We start from the raw sequence: 13,848 nt of genomic DNA on the forward strand, positions 1-13,848 counted from the left end.
ACGCTCAAAGCGGATGAGGCGATTCATCCAGAGACCCAACTGAGGTAGAGCAAGTATCCCAATAACACTATTGAGCAGGATCATCGGCACATCAAGCGCATTGTGAAACCGATGATGGGATTCAAGTCGTTCAATAGTGCCAGAAGAACTCTGGGTGGGATTGAAGCGATGAATATGATTCGTAAAGGACAAGTGAATGGAATTGATCAGGGGGATGGTGTCTCTCAAGCCAAATTGATTGATGCGCTCTTTGGAATTGCTGCTTAAGGGAATGCTAACGATACCGATTGTTTGTCCTTGATAAGTTTTTGCGACACAACCAGGAATTCAAGGTGGTCTGCCTCAATCACCCCCACTAATAAGTCGGTTAGTCTGGAAAGCTTCACATTTAATATGTTAGCCTCTTCAAAGTCCTCAATTAAACATGAATCCTTCCCGACAATATCGGCGCTAGCAACAATGTCATATCCATCTAAACCCTCTGCTGAGCCTTGTGTAACAACCTTCGATGAGTTTGTGCAATTGGCGGATTATTCTCTGATGGATACCTTAAATGCCGATCCTGATGCCACTGGAGATGGTGATGATCACCGAGCCCGCCAGGTTTTTTCTGGTCATTTCGTACCTGTGACACCCACGCCGCTTGCAGACCCAGAATATGTAGCTCATAGCCGCACCTTTTTTAAGGAACTTGGGTTGAGCGATGGACTGGCGCTTAATGAAAAATTTCGCCGTGTATTTTCTGGTGATCTCTCTGCTGCCCACGAGCCGATGCGTCAGGTGGGCTGGGCGACGGGTTATGCCCTGTCGATTTATGGCACCGAATATACCCAACAATGTCTATTTGGTACGGGTAATGGTTATGGCGATGGTCGAGCGATATCTGTATTTGAAGGAATCATCAATGGACAGCGCTGGGAAATGCAATTGAAAGGGGGTGGCCCAACGCCTTATTGCCGGGGTGCCGACGGGCGCGCTGTCCTCCGGTCAAGTGTGCGTGAGTTTCTAGCGCAAGACTATATGCAATCGTTAGGTGTGCCAACATCGCGCTCTTTGATACTGTATGTTTCTAAATCTGAGACCGTTACCCGTCCTTGGTATTCTCAAGATTCCTACTCTATTGACCCTGATGTTTTGGTGGACAATCCTGTAGCCATTTCAACTCGCGTTGCACCCTCCTTTTTGCGCGTTGGTCAGCTAGAGTTATTTGCCCGCCGCACTCGTAGCAATGCTCATCCAAAAGCATTAGAAGAGTTGAGCATGATAGTGTCGCACTTAATTGAGCGAGAGTACAAAAGCGACATTAATCAAAGCCTTGGTTTTGCCGATCAATTAGTTGAGTTGGCTAAGCTATTTCGCCAGCGTCTCACTTCACTGGTGGCTAATTGGCTACGTGTTGGTTATTGCCAGGGTAATTTTAACAGTGACAACTGCGCTGCTGGAGGCTTTACCCTAGACTATGGACCCTTTGGATTTTGTGAAAAATTTGACCCTTGGTTTCAATCTTGGACTGGTGGTGGCGAGCACTTTTCATTCTTCAATCAGCCCATTGCAGCAGAAGCAAATTATTACATGTTTTGGAAAGCAGTGAGACTGCTACTTACAGAAGATGCTGAAGCGTTAGAACAGTTCGACCAAGTAGGCCGCGGCTTTTCAGAAGCCATGCAAAAACAAATCCAAAAAATGTGGGCGGACAAACTTGGCTTGACTGAATATCACCCAAAGCTATTTGAAAAATTAATGCAGTTAATGACTGACTCAGAGGTAGATTACACCATTTTCTTCCGCGAGTTGTCCCATATACCAGATGATATCTCAGCATTGAAAAAAAGCTTCTACGTTAAAACTTCACCACTACTCGATGAACAATGGCAATCTTGGCTAAAAAGCTGGCGCGACCTCGTCATTAACGACGGCAATTTGGCTGAGATATCAACAAAGATGAAACAGACGAACCCAAAATACACATGGCGAGAGTGGTTGATTGCCCCTGCCTACCAACAAGCCATGCAGGGTGACTATACTTTAGTTAAAGAGTTGCAAGAAGTCCTTAGCTATCCATATGATGAGCAATCACAAGACGTAGAAGATAAATACTATCGTCTAAGACCTAAGGCGTTTTTTAACACGGGTGGCGTGTCGCACTATAGCTGTTCATCTTGAATAGCTGCGTGACAAGCAACTAATCAAACGATTGTACGTAGTTCTAGACTTTTGGCTCAACAAAAAAATCAACGGTTTCAGACTATAACTAAACGGTAATTTAATCTAAATCCAGCCCAGAGCTATTGACGGCAACAGAAGAATGCCAACATCTGTATAATCCTGAAAACGCTTGAAAGCTTTACTCATCAAAGGTTTTAACGATTTGAATGTCTTGAATGCCTTGAATTCTACAGAAAAGAGAGGTCGAAACATTCGCTCAGCAAAGGTTCTAGCCTTAAAGTTGTTTTTGCCGCGTTTGCTAAACAACCGGATTCAATGCGGTCATCGAGAACGTTTTGCCGTTTTGCCTTCTGAGTCATTTCCTCCTTAAGTAGGATGAAGTGCAGGAGCCAGGAGCAAATCCTTAAACTACAGATATATAAGTTCAGTTCCCACAGAATCGATCGCTCAATGCTCACCCCCAAACCATACATCCGTTACTCCCAAACTGTAGAAGTCAATCAACCCGACGAGGAGCGGCTGATTCGCGAAATTGTTGATTCCGTTGCCCGGCAGGGGCAGAAGGTGTTTGATAAGCATCGCCATGCCATGCGGGGGGCTCATGCCAAGAGTCATGGCGGACTGAAGGGGGAACTGAGGATCTACGACAACTTGCCTGCCCATCTCGCGCAGGGATTGTTTTGCCAACCCCGCACTTATCCGGTGATGATTCGCTTCTCAACCGTCCCCGGTGACATCATGCCGGATGGTCTATCTTGCTTTCGCGGCATGGCCATCAAGGTCATTGACGTGGCAGGACCGAAGCTTCTGGAGACGGAACCTGATGCCGTAACTCAAGACTTTTTGATGATCAACAGTCCGGTTTTTCCATCGGGCACTATTGCTCGCTTTCTCCCGGAACAGTTGCTCCAGGAAAAGGTTGTGGTCAGAGCCCCAGAGGAGGCACAACAGCTATTTGGAACGGTTGCTCGAATGACCAATGCAATGACTCAGAAAGTAGGGATCAACCTCTATCCGAGTGCGTTAGGTCTCACCCAGCCCGAAACGCACATTCTGGGGGAAACCTACTATACCTCTGCTGCCCTGCGCTATGGCGACTATATTGCTAAATTGAGTGTCACTCCCGTCTCTGCCAACCTTCAGCCGCTCATTGACAAACGCATTGATACACAGAACGCTTCTGTACTGCGAGATCTAATCGTTGAGTTCTTCCGGCAACAGTCTGCCGAGTATGAACTCCGTGTCCAGCTTTGCACCAATCTGGAGACGATGCCGATCGAGGATTCGTCGATTGAGTGGTCAGAGGGGGAAAGTCCTTACCAGGCGATCGCCAAACTCACAATTGGGATGCAGGAGGCATACAGTCCTGCCCGGCAGGTGTACGTAGATGACGTTTTGTCGTTCGACGCCTGGCATTGTATTGCAGAGCATCAGCCGCTGGGGTCGATTCAGCGTTTACGTAAGGAAGTCTATGAGGTGTCCAGTCGTTACCGTCATCAGATGAACCAGCAGCCCAAGAGGGAACCGCGAAGCATCGAGGAAATGCCGGACTAGGAAGCTCCTCTGAACCGGAGTTCGTGCTGCCCTCAATGGGCGCGATCACGATCGGCAAAACGAGTCAGAAGGGGATGGAGTTATCGTCAATTGCCTGCTTGGGTGGATTTCAGATAGAGATAATTGCACTAACAGCTAATGCCAAAGAATCAGATCGAGAGCAAGCGCTTGCAGCAGGTTTTCAGCAGCATTTGGCTAAGCCTGTTGAGCAAAATACGTTACTACAAGCTGTGCTAGAGATGGCTGCCTGTGGAATTTGATGGCAGCACTGACGGAAAGACCTAGAGCAATGCAAGATTTAGAAGTGTAGTGCCTAACTTTTGCTATGATGGATGAAGAGTTAGGCACTACAAAGCATGTCCTTCATTCGCCGCAAATGAGTTCACAAGCGCACTTCGGAAGGGCAAAAAGACTATTTTTACTACTACTGGGTGGAAAACTACCGAGCTGATGATTGCCTCAAGCCTAAGCAGCGAGTGCTGGATTATCTAGGCACAGCAGAGGAGGCGATCGCCAGATTGGAGTCCTCAGAAGCCAATCAGGAGGAGAAAACAAAACTGCTGGCACGACTGCAAAGCCTGATTGGTGAAGAGTTAGGCACTACCCCACAAGTTTGAACGCAACTAGAGCAATAACAATGAATGATGCAGAAAATAATGATCCTCTAAAGTGGAGAGATCAAATCGTTGAAAACTATTACAAGCATCCTGCTTCTCCAAATAATGCACATCTGTTCTATTTGCTCGCTAGCGAATTAAACACCCAACAGAGAGAGTTACTTAAAACGCTGATCGAGCAATTAGTCGAATTTACGCTACTTGACTTAAGGCAACAAACAGAGATACAGCTTCTTAACAATGAAGTTGAGCAACCTAATTCCTTTAGTAATGAAGTTGAGCAACCCAATCCCATTATCACCGTTCCATCTTGGGTGAACCTTGATCAACCTCGCCCATCCGATCGCCCCGATCGCATCTCTTAACCATCCCAACCAGGAGCAGGTCAGAGGGCGATCGCCCGTGGCAAGGAACTGAAGCGACTGGAGCGAGAGATCGGGGGTACTACAGCAAAAGCTTGAGAAGTTCGAGCGGTTGTGTGAATAGTAGGGGCGATCGCCCCTACTTTTACCTCTACCAACGTATGCCTATCCTTATATCATTGCGCTTCAACACACAATCCTCCATAGGAAATAGGAGAATTGTGTGTTGGAGTAATCGGGCTATGACTGTTCTTTAGAGGCTGATTGTGCTGGCTCTAAATCAACAGGGTAAATTCCAACTACGAAACGACCATCATCTGCGGTACAAGCTACGGCAGTTGTAATGGTTGTGTCGCAAAAACTGGTCAATGGTAAGGTAGGACAAGCCCAGCTCCACTGACTCGCTCTCCAATGTCTACGTCCTCCCTGTTTAAATGGCGGCACTTTTTGCCCGAAATCATCCTGCTGAACGTGCGGTGGTACTGCCGCTACGCCTTGAGCTACCGAGATTTGGAGGAGATGATGCAAGAGCGGGGCGTGGGGGTGGATCACTCGACGATCAATCGCTGGGTTTTGAAGTATGCACCAGAGCTAGACAAACAGATACGACAGCATCTGAAACCGACGAACGATTCGTGGCGGGTGGACGAGACTTATATCAAAATCAAGGGCGTGTGGAAGTATCTGTACCCTTGCTGTCGATTCGCAGGGCAACACGCTGGACTTTATGCTCAGTGCGAAACGAGATGTTAAAGCTGCCGCCCGATTCTTTCGCAAAGTGTTGGGAGCCCCGCATACTCAAGCTCCATGAGTGATTACCGTCGATAAAAATGCGGCTTATCCTGTAGCAATGGATGCATTGAAGCAAGATAAAACATTAAAAGCCGAGACCGAATTGCGGCAGAGCAAATATTTGAACAATCTCATTGAGCAAGACCGTCGGAACGTGAAACGAATTGTCAAGCCGATGATGGGATTTCAATCATTCAACACAGCAGGGAGAACATTACGTGGGATTGAAGCCATGAAGATGATTGGCAAAGGTCAAGTCAAAGGAATCCATCAAGGGGCTAGTGTATCTCAAGCGAGGTTCATCAACAAACTCTTTGGAGTGATTGCTTGAAGCAATGCGAACAAGTCCTAGTTCATTTATCACTTAAGAATCTTTGCAACACAACCTCCTGCATTATCTCCTCCAGATCTCGGTAGCCCAAGGCGTAACGGCAGTACCACCGTACGTTGAGTAGGATGATTTCGGGCAAAAAGTGCCGCCACTTGAATAAAGTAGGAGTAGACATTGAAGGGGAAGAAGGCAAATCTGGACGTACCTACCTTACCAGTGACCCGTTTTTGCGACACAACCCTAAAAAGAGTCTTGCAACTTCGCCCTTTCGATTCCCTACCAGGACTAAAGCACCGCTACTATCTCGCAGCAATATATCGGAAGGCTAAAGATAGTTTGGAGATGCAAGTTAGAGTCGAGCAGGGTAAAAATGGGAAGCAGCTTGCTGCTCATGCGCCGAAGGATTTGCTTGCAAATCTTATGTGGTTCATGGAGTTGAAAGATTTTAGCGAGGCAGCGCACTTGTCAGATGTACCTCATTGCCGAAGGAACGAACTCTAACAAAGGCGTGCAGCGGGCATATACATTAGCTTAGTTTCTCATTTTCAAAGTTCCTACGCGCCGCTGAACTCAAACGTTAACAGTTAGCATCAATGTCGAAAATGACTCTTTTCGCGGAGTTCGTAAGCAACCTAATCTTGTTCATTAGAAACACTCAAACAATCTTTGAATCTCAACGTGTTGCCAGGTTATTTCTACCTCCTTGTACCTCTTTAGATAGACGGAACAAAACTATACCAGGTGGTATAGCTAATGAATGGAATTTAATAGTAGGGTTTCTATGCCTGCAATCGAGCAGTCAGAACTGGCAGCCTTGGTACGAGAAACGCGACAGCGGCTGGATCTCTCACAAGTTAAATTTGCCGAAAAGCTGGGAGTTTCCTTTCAAAGTGTGAATCGTTGGGAAAACGGACGCACAAAGCCCCTACCAATTGCATTGAAGCAGATCGAACTGCTACTACAGCAGATGGGGGAACAGGGCGCAGACCTTCTTGCTCAATATTTCAGGAAGCCGCAGCAATGACAGGTTCAGTGGAGCCCAGGGCTGCCAACTCCATTTTTGCGAACGGTGGCGAAATGGGTGAGTTGATGAGATTGCTCGATTGGTCGCAAACACCCGTTGGGTCAGTGCAGTCCTGGTCACAAAGCCTCAAATCACTGGTCAAGACATTACTTACCTCGCGTTACCCAATGGTGCTGACTTGGGGAGCCGAGTTCACGCAGTTTTACAACGATGCTTACTCCCAGTTAATTGGGGATAAGCATCCAGCAGCCCTAGGAACGGATATCCGGGGAACACTGGCAGAAGCTTGGGATACGCTCGGACCCATGATTCAACGAGTAATGGCAACGGGGGTCGCAAACTGGACTCCGGCACTGCCGCTGGTTCTAGAACGTGCCGGATATCGAGAAGAATCTTACTTTAGCGTCTCCCATGCTCCAGCCGAAGATGATGCAGGACAGATTGTGGGAATGCTGGCGGTCTGTAGCGAGGTAACGCAACAAGTTTTAGGAGAACGGCGACTCCGACTGTTGCGAGATCTGGCTGCCCAAGCGGGTGAAACACGCAGTGTGCAGGACACGTGTCAGGACTTGATGTCGGCGATCGCGGCTCATGCCTTAGACGTTCCGTTTGCACTCCTTTATCTAAGAGAGGCGGACGGCAGGACGCTTACCCTACAAGGGACAGTGGGTTTAACAGTAGACGAACAGCTTTGTCCCCATTCAATCGATTTAGCGACTGATTCAGCGACAAGTCACCCACTTTGGTCGTTTGCGCCAGCGGCAGCCGGTGAAACTGTTTTAGTGGAAGCATTGGATCACCACATGACAGTGCCCGGAGGACCGTGGAATGAGCCAGTTCAAACGGCTCTGATGATGCCGATCGCCTCCTCAAATCAAACTGCGCCGTTGGGCATTCTGGTGGCTGGCGTGAACCCCAATCGGGCACTCGATGAGGGCTACCGCTCGTTCTATGAGTTGTTAGTCGGACAGGTTTCCGTATCGATTCGCAATGCCCAGGCGTATGAGGAAGAGCGCCGTCGTGCCGAAATGTTAGCCGAACTCGATCGGGTAAAGACCACCTTCTTTTCTAATGTCAGTCATGAGTTTCGCACCCCTTTAACGTTGATGCTCAATCCTCTAGAAGAGGTGCTACAGAGTAACCAGTTGCCACCCGCTGAACGAGAGCAAATCACGATCGCCCAACGCAACGCTCAACGGCTACTCAAGCTCGTCAATACCCTGCTTGACTTTTCGCGGATCGAAGCCGGACGGGCACAAGCACATTTTGAGCCTACGGATCTCGCCACTTATACCGTCGAATTAACCAGTCTATTTCAGTCTGCCATTGAGCAAGCGGGACTGCGATTGATCATGGATTGTCCCGCTTTGCCCCAACCTGTATCTGTGGATCGGGATATGTGGGAGAAAATTGTGCTGAATCTACTCTCGAATGCGTTTAAGTTCACCTTTGAGGGGGAAATCACGGTTTCGCTGCATCTGGTGGGCAACCAGGTGGAACTGATGGTGCGTGACACGGGCACGGGCATTCCTGAAGCCGAACTGCCCCGATTATTTGAGCGATTTCATCGAGTTGAAGGTGCCTGGGGACGGACGTTTGAAGGCACTGGAATTGGGCTATCGCTGGTGCAAGAACTGGTGCAACTGCATGGAGGCACGATCGCCGTTGAGAGTACTCTGGGTCAGGGCAGCACGTTTCGAGTCCAAGTGCCGATGAACCTAATGCCTGCTGTTTCCGCACAGAGCGTGGGTGTAGTCTCAGCCTTAGAGACTCGCTATTCGGACAATCAGGCTCAACTGACAGATAGTGCAACACCCTATGTGCAAGAAGCATCCAGTTGGTTACGCGGAAACGATATAGATGCGCCTTCCTCCCCCCCCTCCCCCTCGGCTTCCTCCCCTGCTCGCATCTTTCTCGTCGATGACAATGCTGATATGCGGAACTATCTGCACCGCATCTTGGGCGAGTTTTATCAGGTTGAGGTGTTTACCGAAGGAGCCGCCGCACTCAACGCCGCCCGTGCTTCAACTCCTGATTTAGTCCTCAGTGATGTGATGATGCCGGGGATGGATGGGTTTGAGTTGCTCAAACAATTGCGACGCGACCCACAAACTCGCGAGATTCCCATTCTGCTGCTGTCTGCCCGTGCTGGAGAAGAAGCGGCAGTGGCAGGGCTAAGTGCTGGAGCCGATGATTACCTGGTCAAACCCTTTAGCACTCGCGAACTGTTGGCACGAGTCGCGGTGAACGTGGAGCTAGGGCGATCGCGTCAGGCTGCCGTTCGTCACCGCCTTGATCGGGTATTGTCTTCTATCTCTGATTTTATTTACACCTTTGATTTAGCAGGGCGGTTGACGTATGCCAACCAACCACTGCTTAACCTCTGGCAAAAACCATTAGCAGACATTGTCGGTAAGAACTTCTTTGACCTCGATTACCCACCCGAATTAGCCGATCGCCTTCAGCAGTACATTCAACAAGTCATCACCACACGCCAACCGCTCAAAGACGAAACACCCTACACCAGTGCTTCGGGTACAAAGGTTCATGAATACATTTTTGTGCCGCTGTTCGATGTAGATGGCGCAGTCGAAGCGGTGGCAGGCACAGGGCGTGATATCAGCGATCGCAAACAAGCTGAGTCCGCACTGCAAGAAAGCGAAGCCCGCTACCGTCTTCTAGCTGAAGCAATTCCTCAACTGGTGTGGATAACCGATGCAGATGGACAAAATGAATACGTTAATCAACGGTTTTGTGATTATGCAGGATTGACCGCCGAGCAAATGCGTGGCTCAAATTGGCTCTCGATTCTTCACCCAGACGATTTGGAGGTAACGCAAGATCGCTGGCTGACAGCCCTGAACAGTGGTCAAATTTACGAGGTTGAGTATCGCTTTCGGGGGACTGACGGCAGTTATCGCTGGTTTTTAGGGCGGGGGATTCCCCTCAAGGATGATCAAGGTCGAATTTATAGATGGTTTGGAACGTGTACCGACATTGAACCGCAGAAGCAGATTGAGCAAGCCCGTTTGCAACTCCTCGGACAAGAACAAACAGCCCGTGAGCAAGCCGAAACTGCCAATCGCATTAAAGATGAATTTTTGGCAGTACTCTCTCACGAATTACGATCACCCCTCAATCCTATTCTGGGTTGGTTAAAGTTACTTCGCAACGGCAAGCTCGATACAACCAGGACTACTCATGCCTTGGAAACGATTGAGCGCAATGCCCAACTCCAATTGCAGTTAATTGATGACTTACTCGACATCTCTCGAATTTTGCGCGGCAAACTGGTTTTGACCGCAGCACCCGTTGATCTAAGCTTCGTCATCTCATCCGCATTAGAAACCGTTCGACTTGCTGCCGAAGCGAAGTCACTGCAAATTCAAACTATTATTTCACCCAACATTGGACCTGTGAATGGTGATACCGGGCGATTACAGCAAGTTGTCTGGAATCTTCTGTCCAATGCGGTCAAGTTCACGCCTGTTGGAGGACACATTACCATCGAGCTATCCTCAACGGGTACAAATACACAGATTCAGGTCAAAGACACTGGAAAAGGCATTAAACCAGACTTTTTGCCTTACATCTTTGAGCATTTCCGGCAAGAAGATGGAGCCACGACCCGCAAGTTTGGTGGATTAGGGTTAGGATTAGCGATCGCCCGTCAAATCACGGAAATGCACGGTGGCACGATCAAAGCAGAAAGCCAAGGTGAAGGAATGGGAGCCACATTTATTGTTGAACTGCCCCTTTCAAGGAGTGAAGGAGTAGAGCAGCGGAGAAGTGGAAGAGAGTCTCGCCCCCTTGCCCCCTCAATCTCTTACCCCCTCACTGGATTGCACGTTCTGCTGGTTGATGACGAGCCAGATGCTCGCGAATTTCAAACATTTGTGCTGGAACAAGGTGGTGCAAAGGTAACAGCGGTTGCTTCCGCGTTCGAGGCACTGCAAGCATTGGATCAGTTCACTCCTGATATCTTAGTGAGTGACATTGGCATGGCGGAGATGGATGGTTATATGCTGATGCAACAGATTCGATCGCGTTTACTTGACCAAGGGAAAACAACGCCAGAGGAAGATTCGCTGGTGCTAAAAGCAATTGCCTTGACCGCCTATGCCACAGAGGTTGATCAGCAGCGGACGCTTCAAGTAGGATTTCAGGCTCACCTTACAAAGCCTGTAGAGCCAGAGGCATTGGTGCAAACGATCGCACGTCTATGTGGACGGAATGTACTGAGACGTCCATGATTCAGCGGCAGGCAGCTTTTTGTAGGCAACGCCTTTATATAGCAGTCGAGAAAAACTGGTCGTTAAGGACAAGCTGTCCCACTGACGATGATTGATCGCAGAAGAGACCGAGTTACGGCAGAGTAAGTATTTGAATAACATAATTGAGCAAGACCATAGAAACATCAAGCGAATTGTGAAACCGATAAACCTTTACCCAATCCAACATGGATAGCACCCGCCGACAACCAGGACAACTTCAAAGGAAACGATCGGAACCTCAAAGAAACCGCTTTACTTGGCTTCGGTCAAACACATTATTTGCACAACTTCGTGTTTTCCAACATATTACAAGTGTCAGTCGGCAAGAATTAGAACCTATTTTAGGCGCAAACAATGCTCAACTCTTTCGACATTTTGAAACTATAAAAATTATTCCAACCCTAAATTCTTTCCTGCTTCAAGGAATTAGCTCCGTTAATGGGAAAGTAAATAACAATCCGTTTCTAGATATTCAAATAACACCATCCCCTGCATCTGAGGGACAGCCGCAGGCCTATATTCGATTCCCAGAACCCAATACTTATCAAGCGATCGCTATTCTTCTAGAGAATAGGTTAAAGCAACTGCTAGATACTGAGCAAACAGAATCTCAGTTCACCAAACTTGCCGCCCAAACTCAACCTGTTAGTTTTTTCCCTAGAATCTTAGATTCAATCCTTAATCCAACAGCCTTTCAGCGTTTAGCAACCCAGCATCGAATTAAAGTAGAATTAAGTAATCAAAATCGCACAATTACTATTAAAAATGGCAGGGGGCATGATTTATTTGTGCTTCAGCCCTCGCAGGTCTCATATCTTGTTCTCATAGAAGTTATAGTAGAGTATGGATATTATCAGGCACATGATTATCCTTTACCAGAAATCATTCAAAAAAGCCTGTTTATCCTGGCAGTTCAAGGAAAAATTGTTCTACCTTATAAATTTTTGAGACCACGAATCAAAGATTTATTTCATCAAGAGATGTCAAACCAAGAAGAAATTGCAATTGAGTTTCTTCAGACAGAGACACCGAATGATAGCCTCCTCATTTTTTCATCCGCTCAACTCAGTACCAGACTCTATCCTCGTCTCAGGCTAAACGACAAACGAGTACCTGAATTATTAGGAATGCTTTACTGCTTTGTTTATTTGCAAGGAAAGCAGCAAGGAAAGTGGCAGAGGGCTTCAATAATATTCCGATTCATAAGTTTGTATGAACTTTTTCAGGATGAGGAGTTCAAGCACTTTCAGCTAACAAAAATTCCTCTGCAAAAACTGCTAGAAGTTGATTTAAGTTCAGAAATTCGTGCCGATCTGACTTCACTAGCAGCTAATGAACAAATTGAAGTCCATTTCACAGATATTAGCGAGGGAATGCATATTGACCTGAGATTATCTTTCCGTTCAGAAGCGGCTTCAGCTAGTCAGACACCTATTCTGCCTGAGGTAACTATTTCTCACCGTAATCCTCAGTTTTTTGTTTGCCTTGAAACTATTACTCAGCTATGGACAGCCAGTGAAGAACGTTTGCGCTTCTTAGATACAACTCTGATTAACAAATTAGTGGAAAGACTGAGACCAGCAGGAAACTACTGGCTCTCATATTTTGAGTTACAGCCGCATTTAGATAGGCTTGCTGAATCCTCAAATGCAGAAGTGGCAGGTTTAGTACAAAAACTTTTTGACCATCAATATAGCTTGCCAAGACCCTATTTTCGCTATTTCTTGGGCATTCAAGGAGAGTCCTTAATTGTTGCCCCCTATCCTATCTTTTTAGGGAAATGGGCAACTGCAACTATAAATCCTGAAATAACAGAAGAAAATTCTTTGCAGCTAAACATATTTACGTCACGCTCTAGGGGTTACATGGGGTTTTGCCGCAAAGCATTAGGGCTTGCCAAAGATCTGCTTGATTTGGGTGCCACACTTGGTGAAGAACGGGTTCGCTTCAATATCCCTAAAGTTGTCAACAAGATCGAAACTCACACGCTTGCTTTTATTCAACGGCACACACCTCCTTTTTTGGAGCTAGTCGATCGCATACAGTCCATGCTTCTAGACATCAGCTTGTATGCCCCTCAAGCCTACGCTCCTTATTTGGCGGGTTATCCAACCGAAGATCCTTTAAGCAAACTAAAGCAGCGATTTGTTCACCTTACTCCTAGCGAAACAACAGTCAATATTCTTAGTCCGATTTACACAGCGCTGTATACCCAAGATGCATTAATGCTACAGTACCTGCAGGAATGGCAGGCGTTACGATATCCCAATCAGCAGGTATTAGATCTGTTGCTTCAGGCTCTACAAATTGCAAATCAGCAGAAACAAGTGCAGCTTCAAACTCACAAAGCAGAGCGAACTCAGGCTCTAGAACTGATGCTGGATACGCTGCTCAAGAGTGTTCAAGTTATTACACAATACGAAGTACAAATTATTGCTCATCAGCCTCAAAGTATATTAACTACGCCTGAAATTCAGCAGAAGATTCAACTCCTCTTGATGGCTAGTGAAAATATGGAAAGTGAATGGAAAACAATCTTGCAGCGCCTCGTTAGGCAGCAGCCACCAACCTCATCATGATGTTTGTGTGAAAGCTCTCGCTTCGCGGGAGCTTTCACACAAAAACTCTTTCAACGCGGTTTGCTTGTGTAGACGTCGAACGGGGAAAGCAAGGTTAAGCTTGTTTACTGGGGCAGCATTTCCCACTGACATCCAGTTCGTTGAACCTA

The 13,848-nt window shown here is 47.3% G+C and carries 9 protein-coding genes and 3 pseudogenes; 10 read left to right on the plus strand and 2 right to left on the minus strand.

The window, feature by feature from the left end; genetic code table 11:
- The 6 genes and pseudogenes from H6F88_RS06205 to H6F88_RS06230 form a co-directional block, all read left to right on the plus strand.
- A pseudogene (locus H6F88_RS06205) lies at positions 1-267 on the plus strand (DDE-type integrase/transposase/recombinase); the annotation flags it as partial.
- Positions 268-459: 192 nt separating this feature from the next.
- Positions 460-2,163, plus strand: coding sequence for a protein adenylyltransferase SelO family protein (locus tag H6F88_RS06210; protein WP_190641881.1), 1,704 nt, complete (start codon positions 460-462; stop codon positions 2,161-2,163).
- A 453-nt stretch (positions 2,164-2,616) separates the two neighbouring features.
- Positions 2,617-3,720, plus strand: a complete 1,104-nt coding sequence (locus tag H6F88_RS06215; protein ID WP_190641882.1) for a catalase family protein — start codon at positions 2,617-2,619, stop codon at positions 3,718-3,720.
- 35 nt (positions 3,721-3,755) lie between these two features.
- Positions 3,756-3,980: a response regulator gene (locus H6F88_RS06220; RefSeq protein WP_190641883.1), complete on the plus strand. Its 225-nt coding sequence runs from the start codon at positions 3,756-3,758 to the stop codon at positions 3,978-3,980.
- Between the two features lie 171 nt (positions 3,981-4,151).
- On the plus strand, positions 4,152-4,337 hold the full coding sequence (locus H6F88_RS06225; protein ID WP_190641884.1) for a hypothetical protein: 186 nt from the start codon (positions 4,152-4,154) through the stop codon (positions 4,335-4,337).
- A gap of 20 nt (positions 4,338-4,357) precedes the next feature.
- The gene (locus tag H6F88_RS06230) at positions 4,358-4,702 is read left to right on the plus strand and encodes a hypothetical protein (RefSeq protein ID WP_190641885.1); all 345 of its coding nucleotides are present in this window, start codon (positions 4,358-4,360) and stop codon (positions 4,700-4,702) included.
- A gap of 20 nt (positions 4,703-4,722) precedes the next feature.
- On the opposite strand, the gene H6F88_RS33880 is transcribed toward H6F88_RS06230, so the two are convergent.
- A complete protein-coding gene (locus H6F88_RS33880) occupies positions 4,723-4,857 on the minus strand; it encodes a hypothetical protein (protein WP_277882145.1) in 135 nt (44 codons plus the stop codon).
- A 253-nt stretch (positions 4,858-5,110) separates the two neighbouring features.
- Here H6F88_RS33880 and H6F88_RS06235 point away from each other — a divergent pair.
- Positions 5,111-5,822, plus strand: a pseudogene (locus tag H6F88_RS06235) (IS6 family transposase).
- Between the two features lie 55 nt (positions 5,823-5,877).
- Here H6F88_RS06235 and H6F88_RS06240 read toward each other — a convergent pair.
- Positions 5,878-5,997 (minus strand): annotated as a pseudogene (locus tag H6F88_RS06240) (IS6 family transposase); the annotation flags it as partial.
- Positions 5,998-6,603: 606 nt separating this feature from the next.
- Here H6F88_RS06240 and H6F88_RS06245 point away from each other — a divergent pair.
- The 3 genes from H6F88_RS06245 (at position 6,604) to H6F88_RS06260 (ending at position 13,699) form a co-directional block, all read left to right on the plus strand.
- Positions 6,604-6,846, plus strand: a complete 243-nt coding sequence (locus tag H6F88_RS06245; RefSeq protein WP_190641886.1) for a helix-turn-helix transcriptional regulator — start codon at positions 6,604-6,606, stop codon at positions 6,844-6,846.
- Complete coding sequence (locus H6F88_RS06250) at positions 6,843-11,099, plus strand: ATP-binding protein (RefSeq protein WP_190641887.1); 4,257 nt, start codon at positions 6,843-6,845, stop codon at positions 11,097-11,099. The genes H6F88_RS06245 and H6F88_RS06250 overlap by 4 nt, the downstream gene beginning before the upstream one ends.
- A 206-nt stretch (positions 11,100-11,305) precedes the next feature.
- Entirely contained in the window at positions 11,306-13,699 is a 2,394-nt protein-coding gene (locus H6F88_RS06260) for a hypothetical protein (RefSeq protein ID WP_190641888.1), read from the plus strand.
- Positions 13,700-13,848 lie beyond the last annotated feature (149 nt).

The sequence above is a fragment of the Oculatella sp. FACHB-28 genome (genome assembly GCF_014696015.1).
Classification (GTDB): domain Bacteria; phylum Cyanobacteriota; class Cyanobacteriia; order Elainellales; family Elainellaceae; genus JAAUTN01.

What these genes read in the sequence shown, in the direction of transcription:
- H6F88_RS06210 (WP_190641881.1), top strand. Translation starts at nt 460, where the DNA reads ATGTCATATCCATCTAAACCCTCTGCTGAGCCTTGTGTAACAACCTTC.
- H6F88_RS06215 (WP_190641882.1), top strand. Translation starts at nt 2,617, where the DNA reads ATGCTCACCCCCAAACCATACATCCGTTACTCCCAAACTGTAGAAGTC.
- H6F88_RS06220 (WP_190641883.1), top strand. Translation starts at nt 3,756, where the DNA reads ATGGGCGCGATCACGATCGGCAAAACGAGTCAGAAGGGGATGGAGTTA.
- H6F88_RS06230 (WP_190641885.1), top strand. Translation starts at nt 4,358, where the DNA reads ATGAATGATGCAGAAAATAATGATCCTCTAAAGTGGAGAGATCAAATC.
- H6F88_RS06245 (WP_190641886.1), top strand. Translation starts at nt 6,604, where the DNA reads ATGCCTGCAATCGAGCAGTCAGAACTGGCAGCCTTGGTACGAGAAACG.
- H6F88_RS06250 (WP_190641887.1), top strand. Translation starts at nt 6,843, where the DNA reads ATGACAGGTTCAGTGGAGCCCAGGGCTGCCAACTCCATTTTTGCGAAC.
- H6F88_RS06260 (WP_190641888.1), top strand. Translation starts at nt 11,306, where the DNA reads ATGGATAGCACCCGCCGACAACCAGGACAACTTCAAAGGAAACGATCG.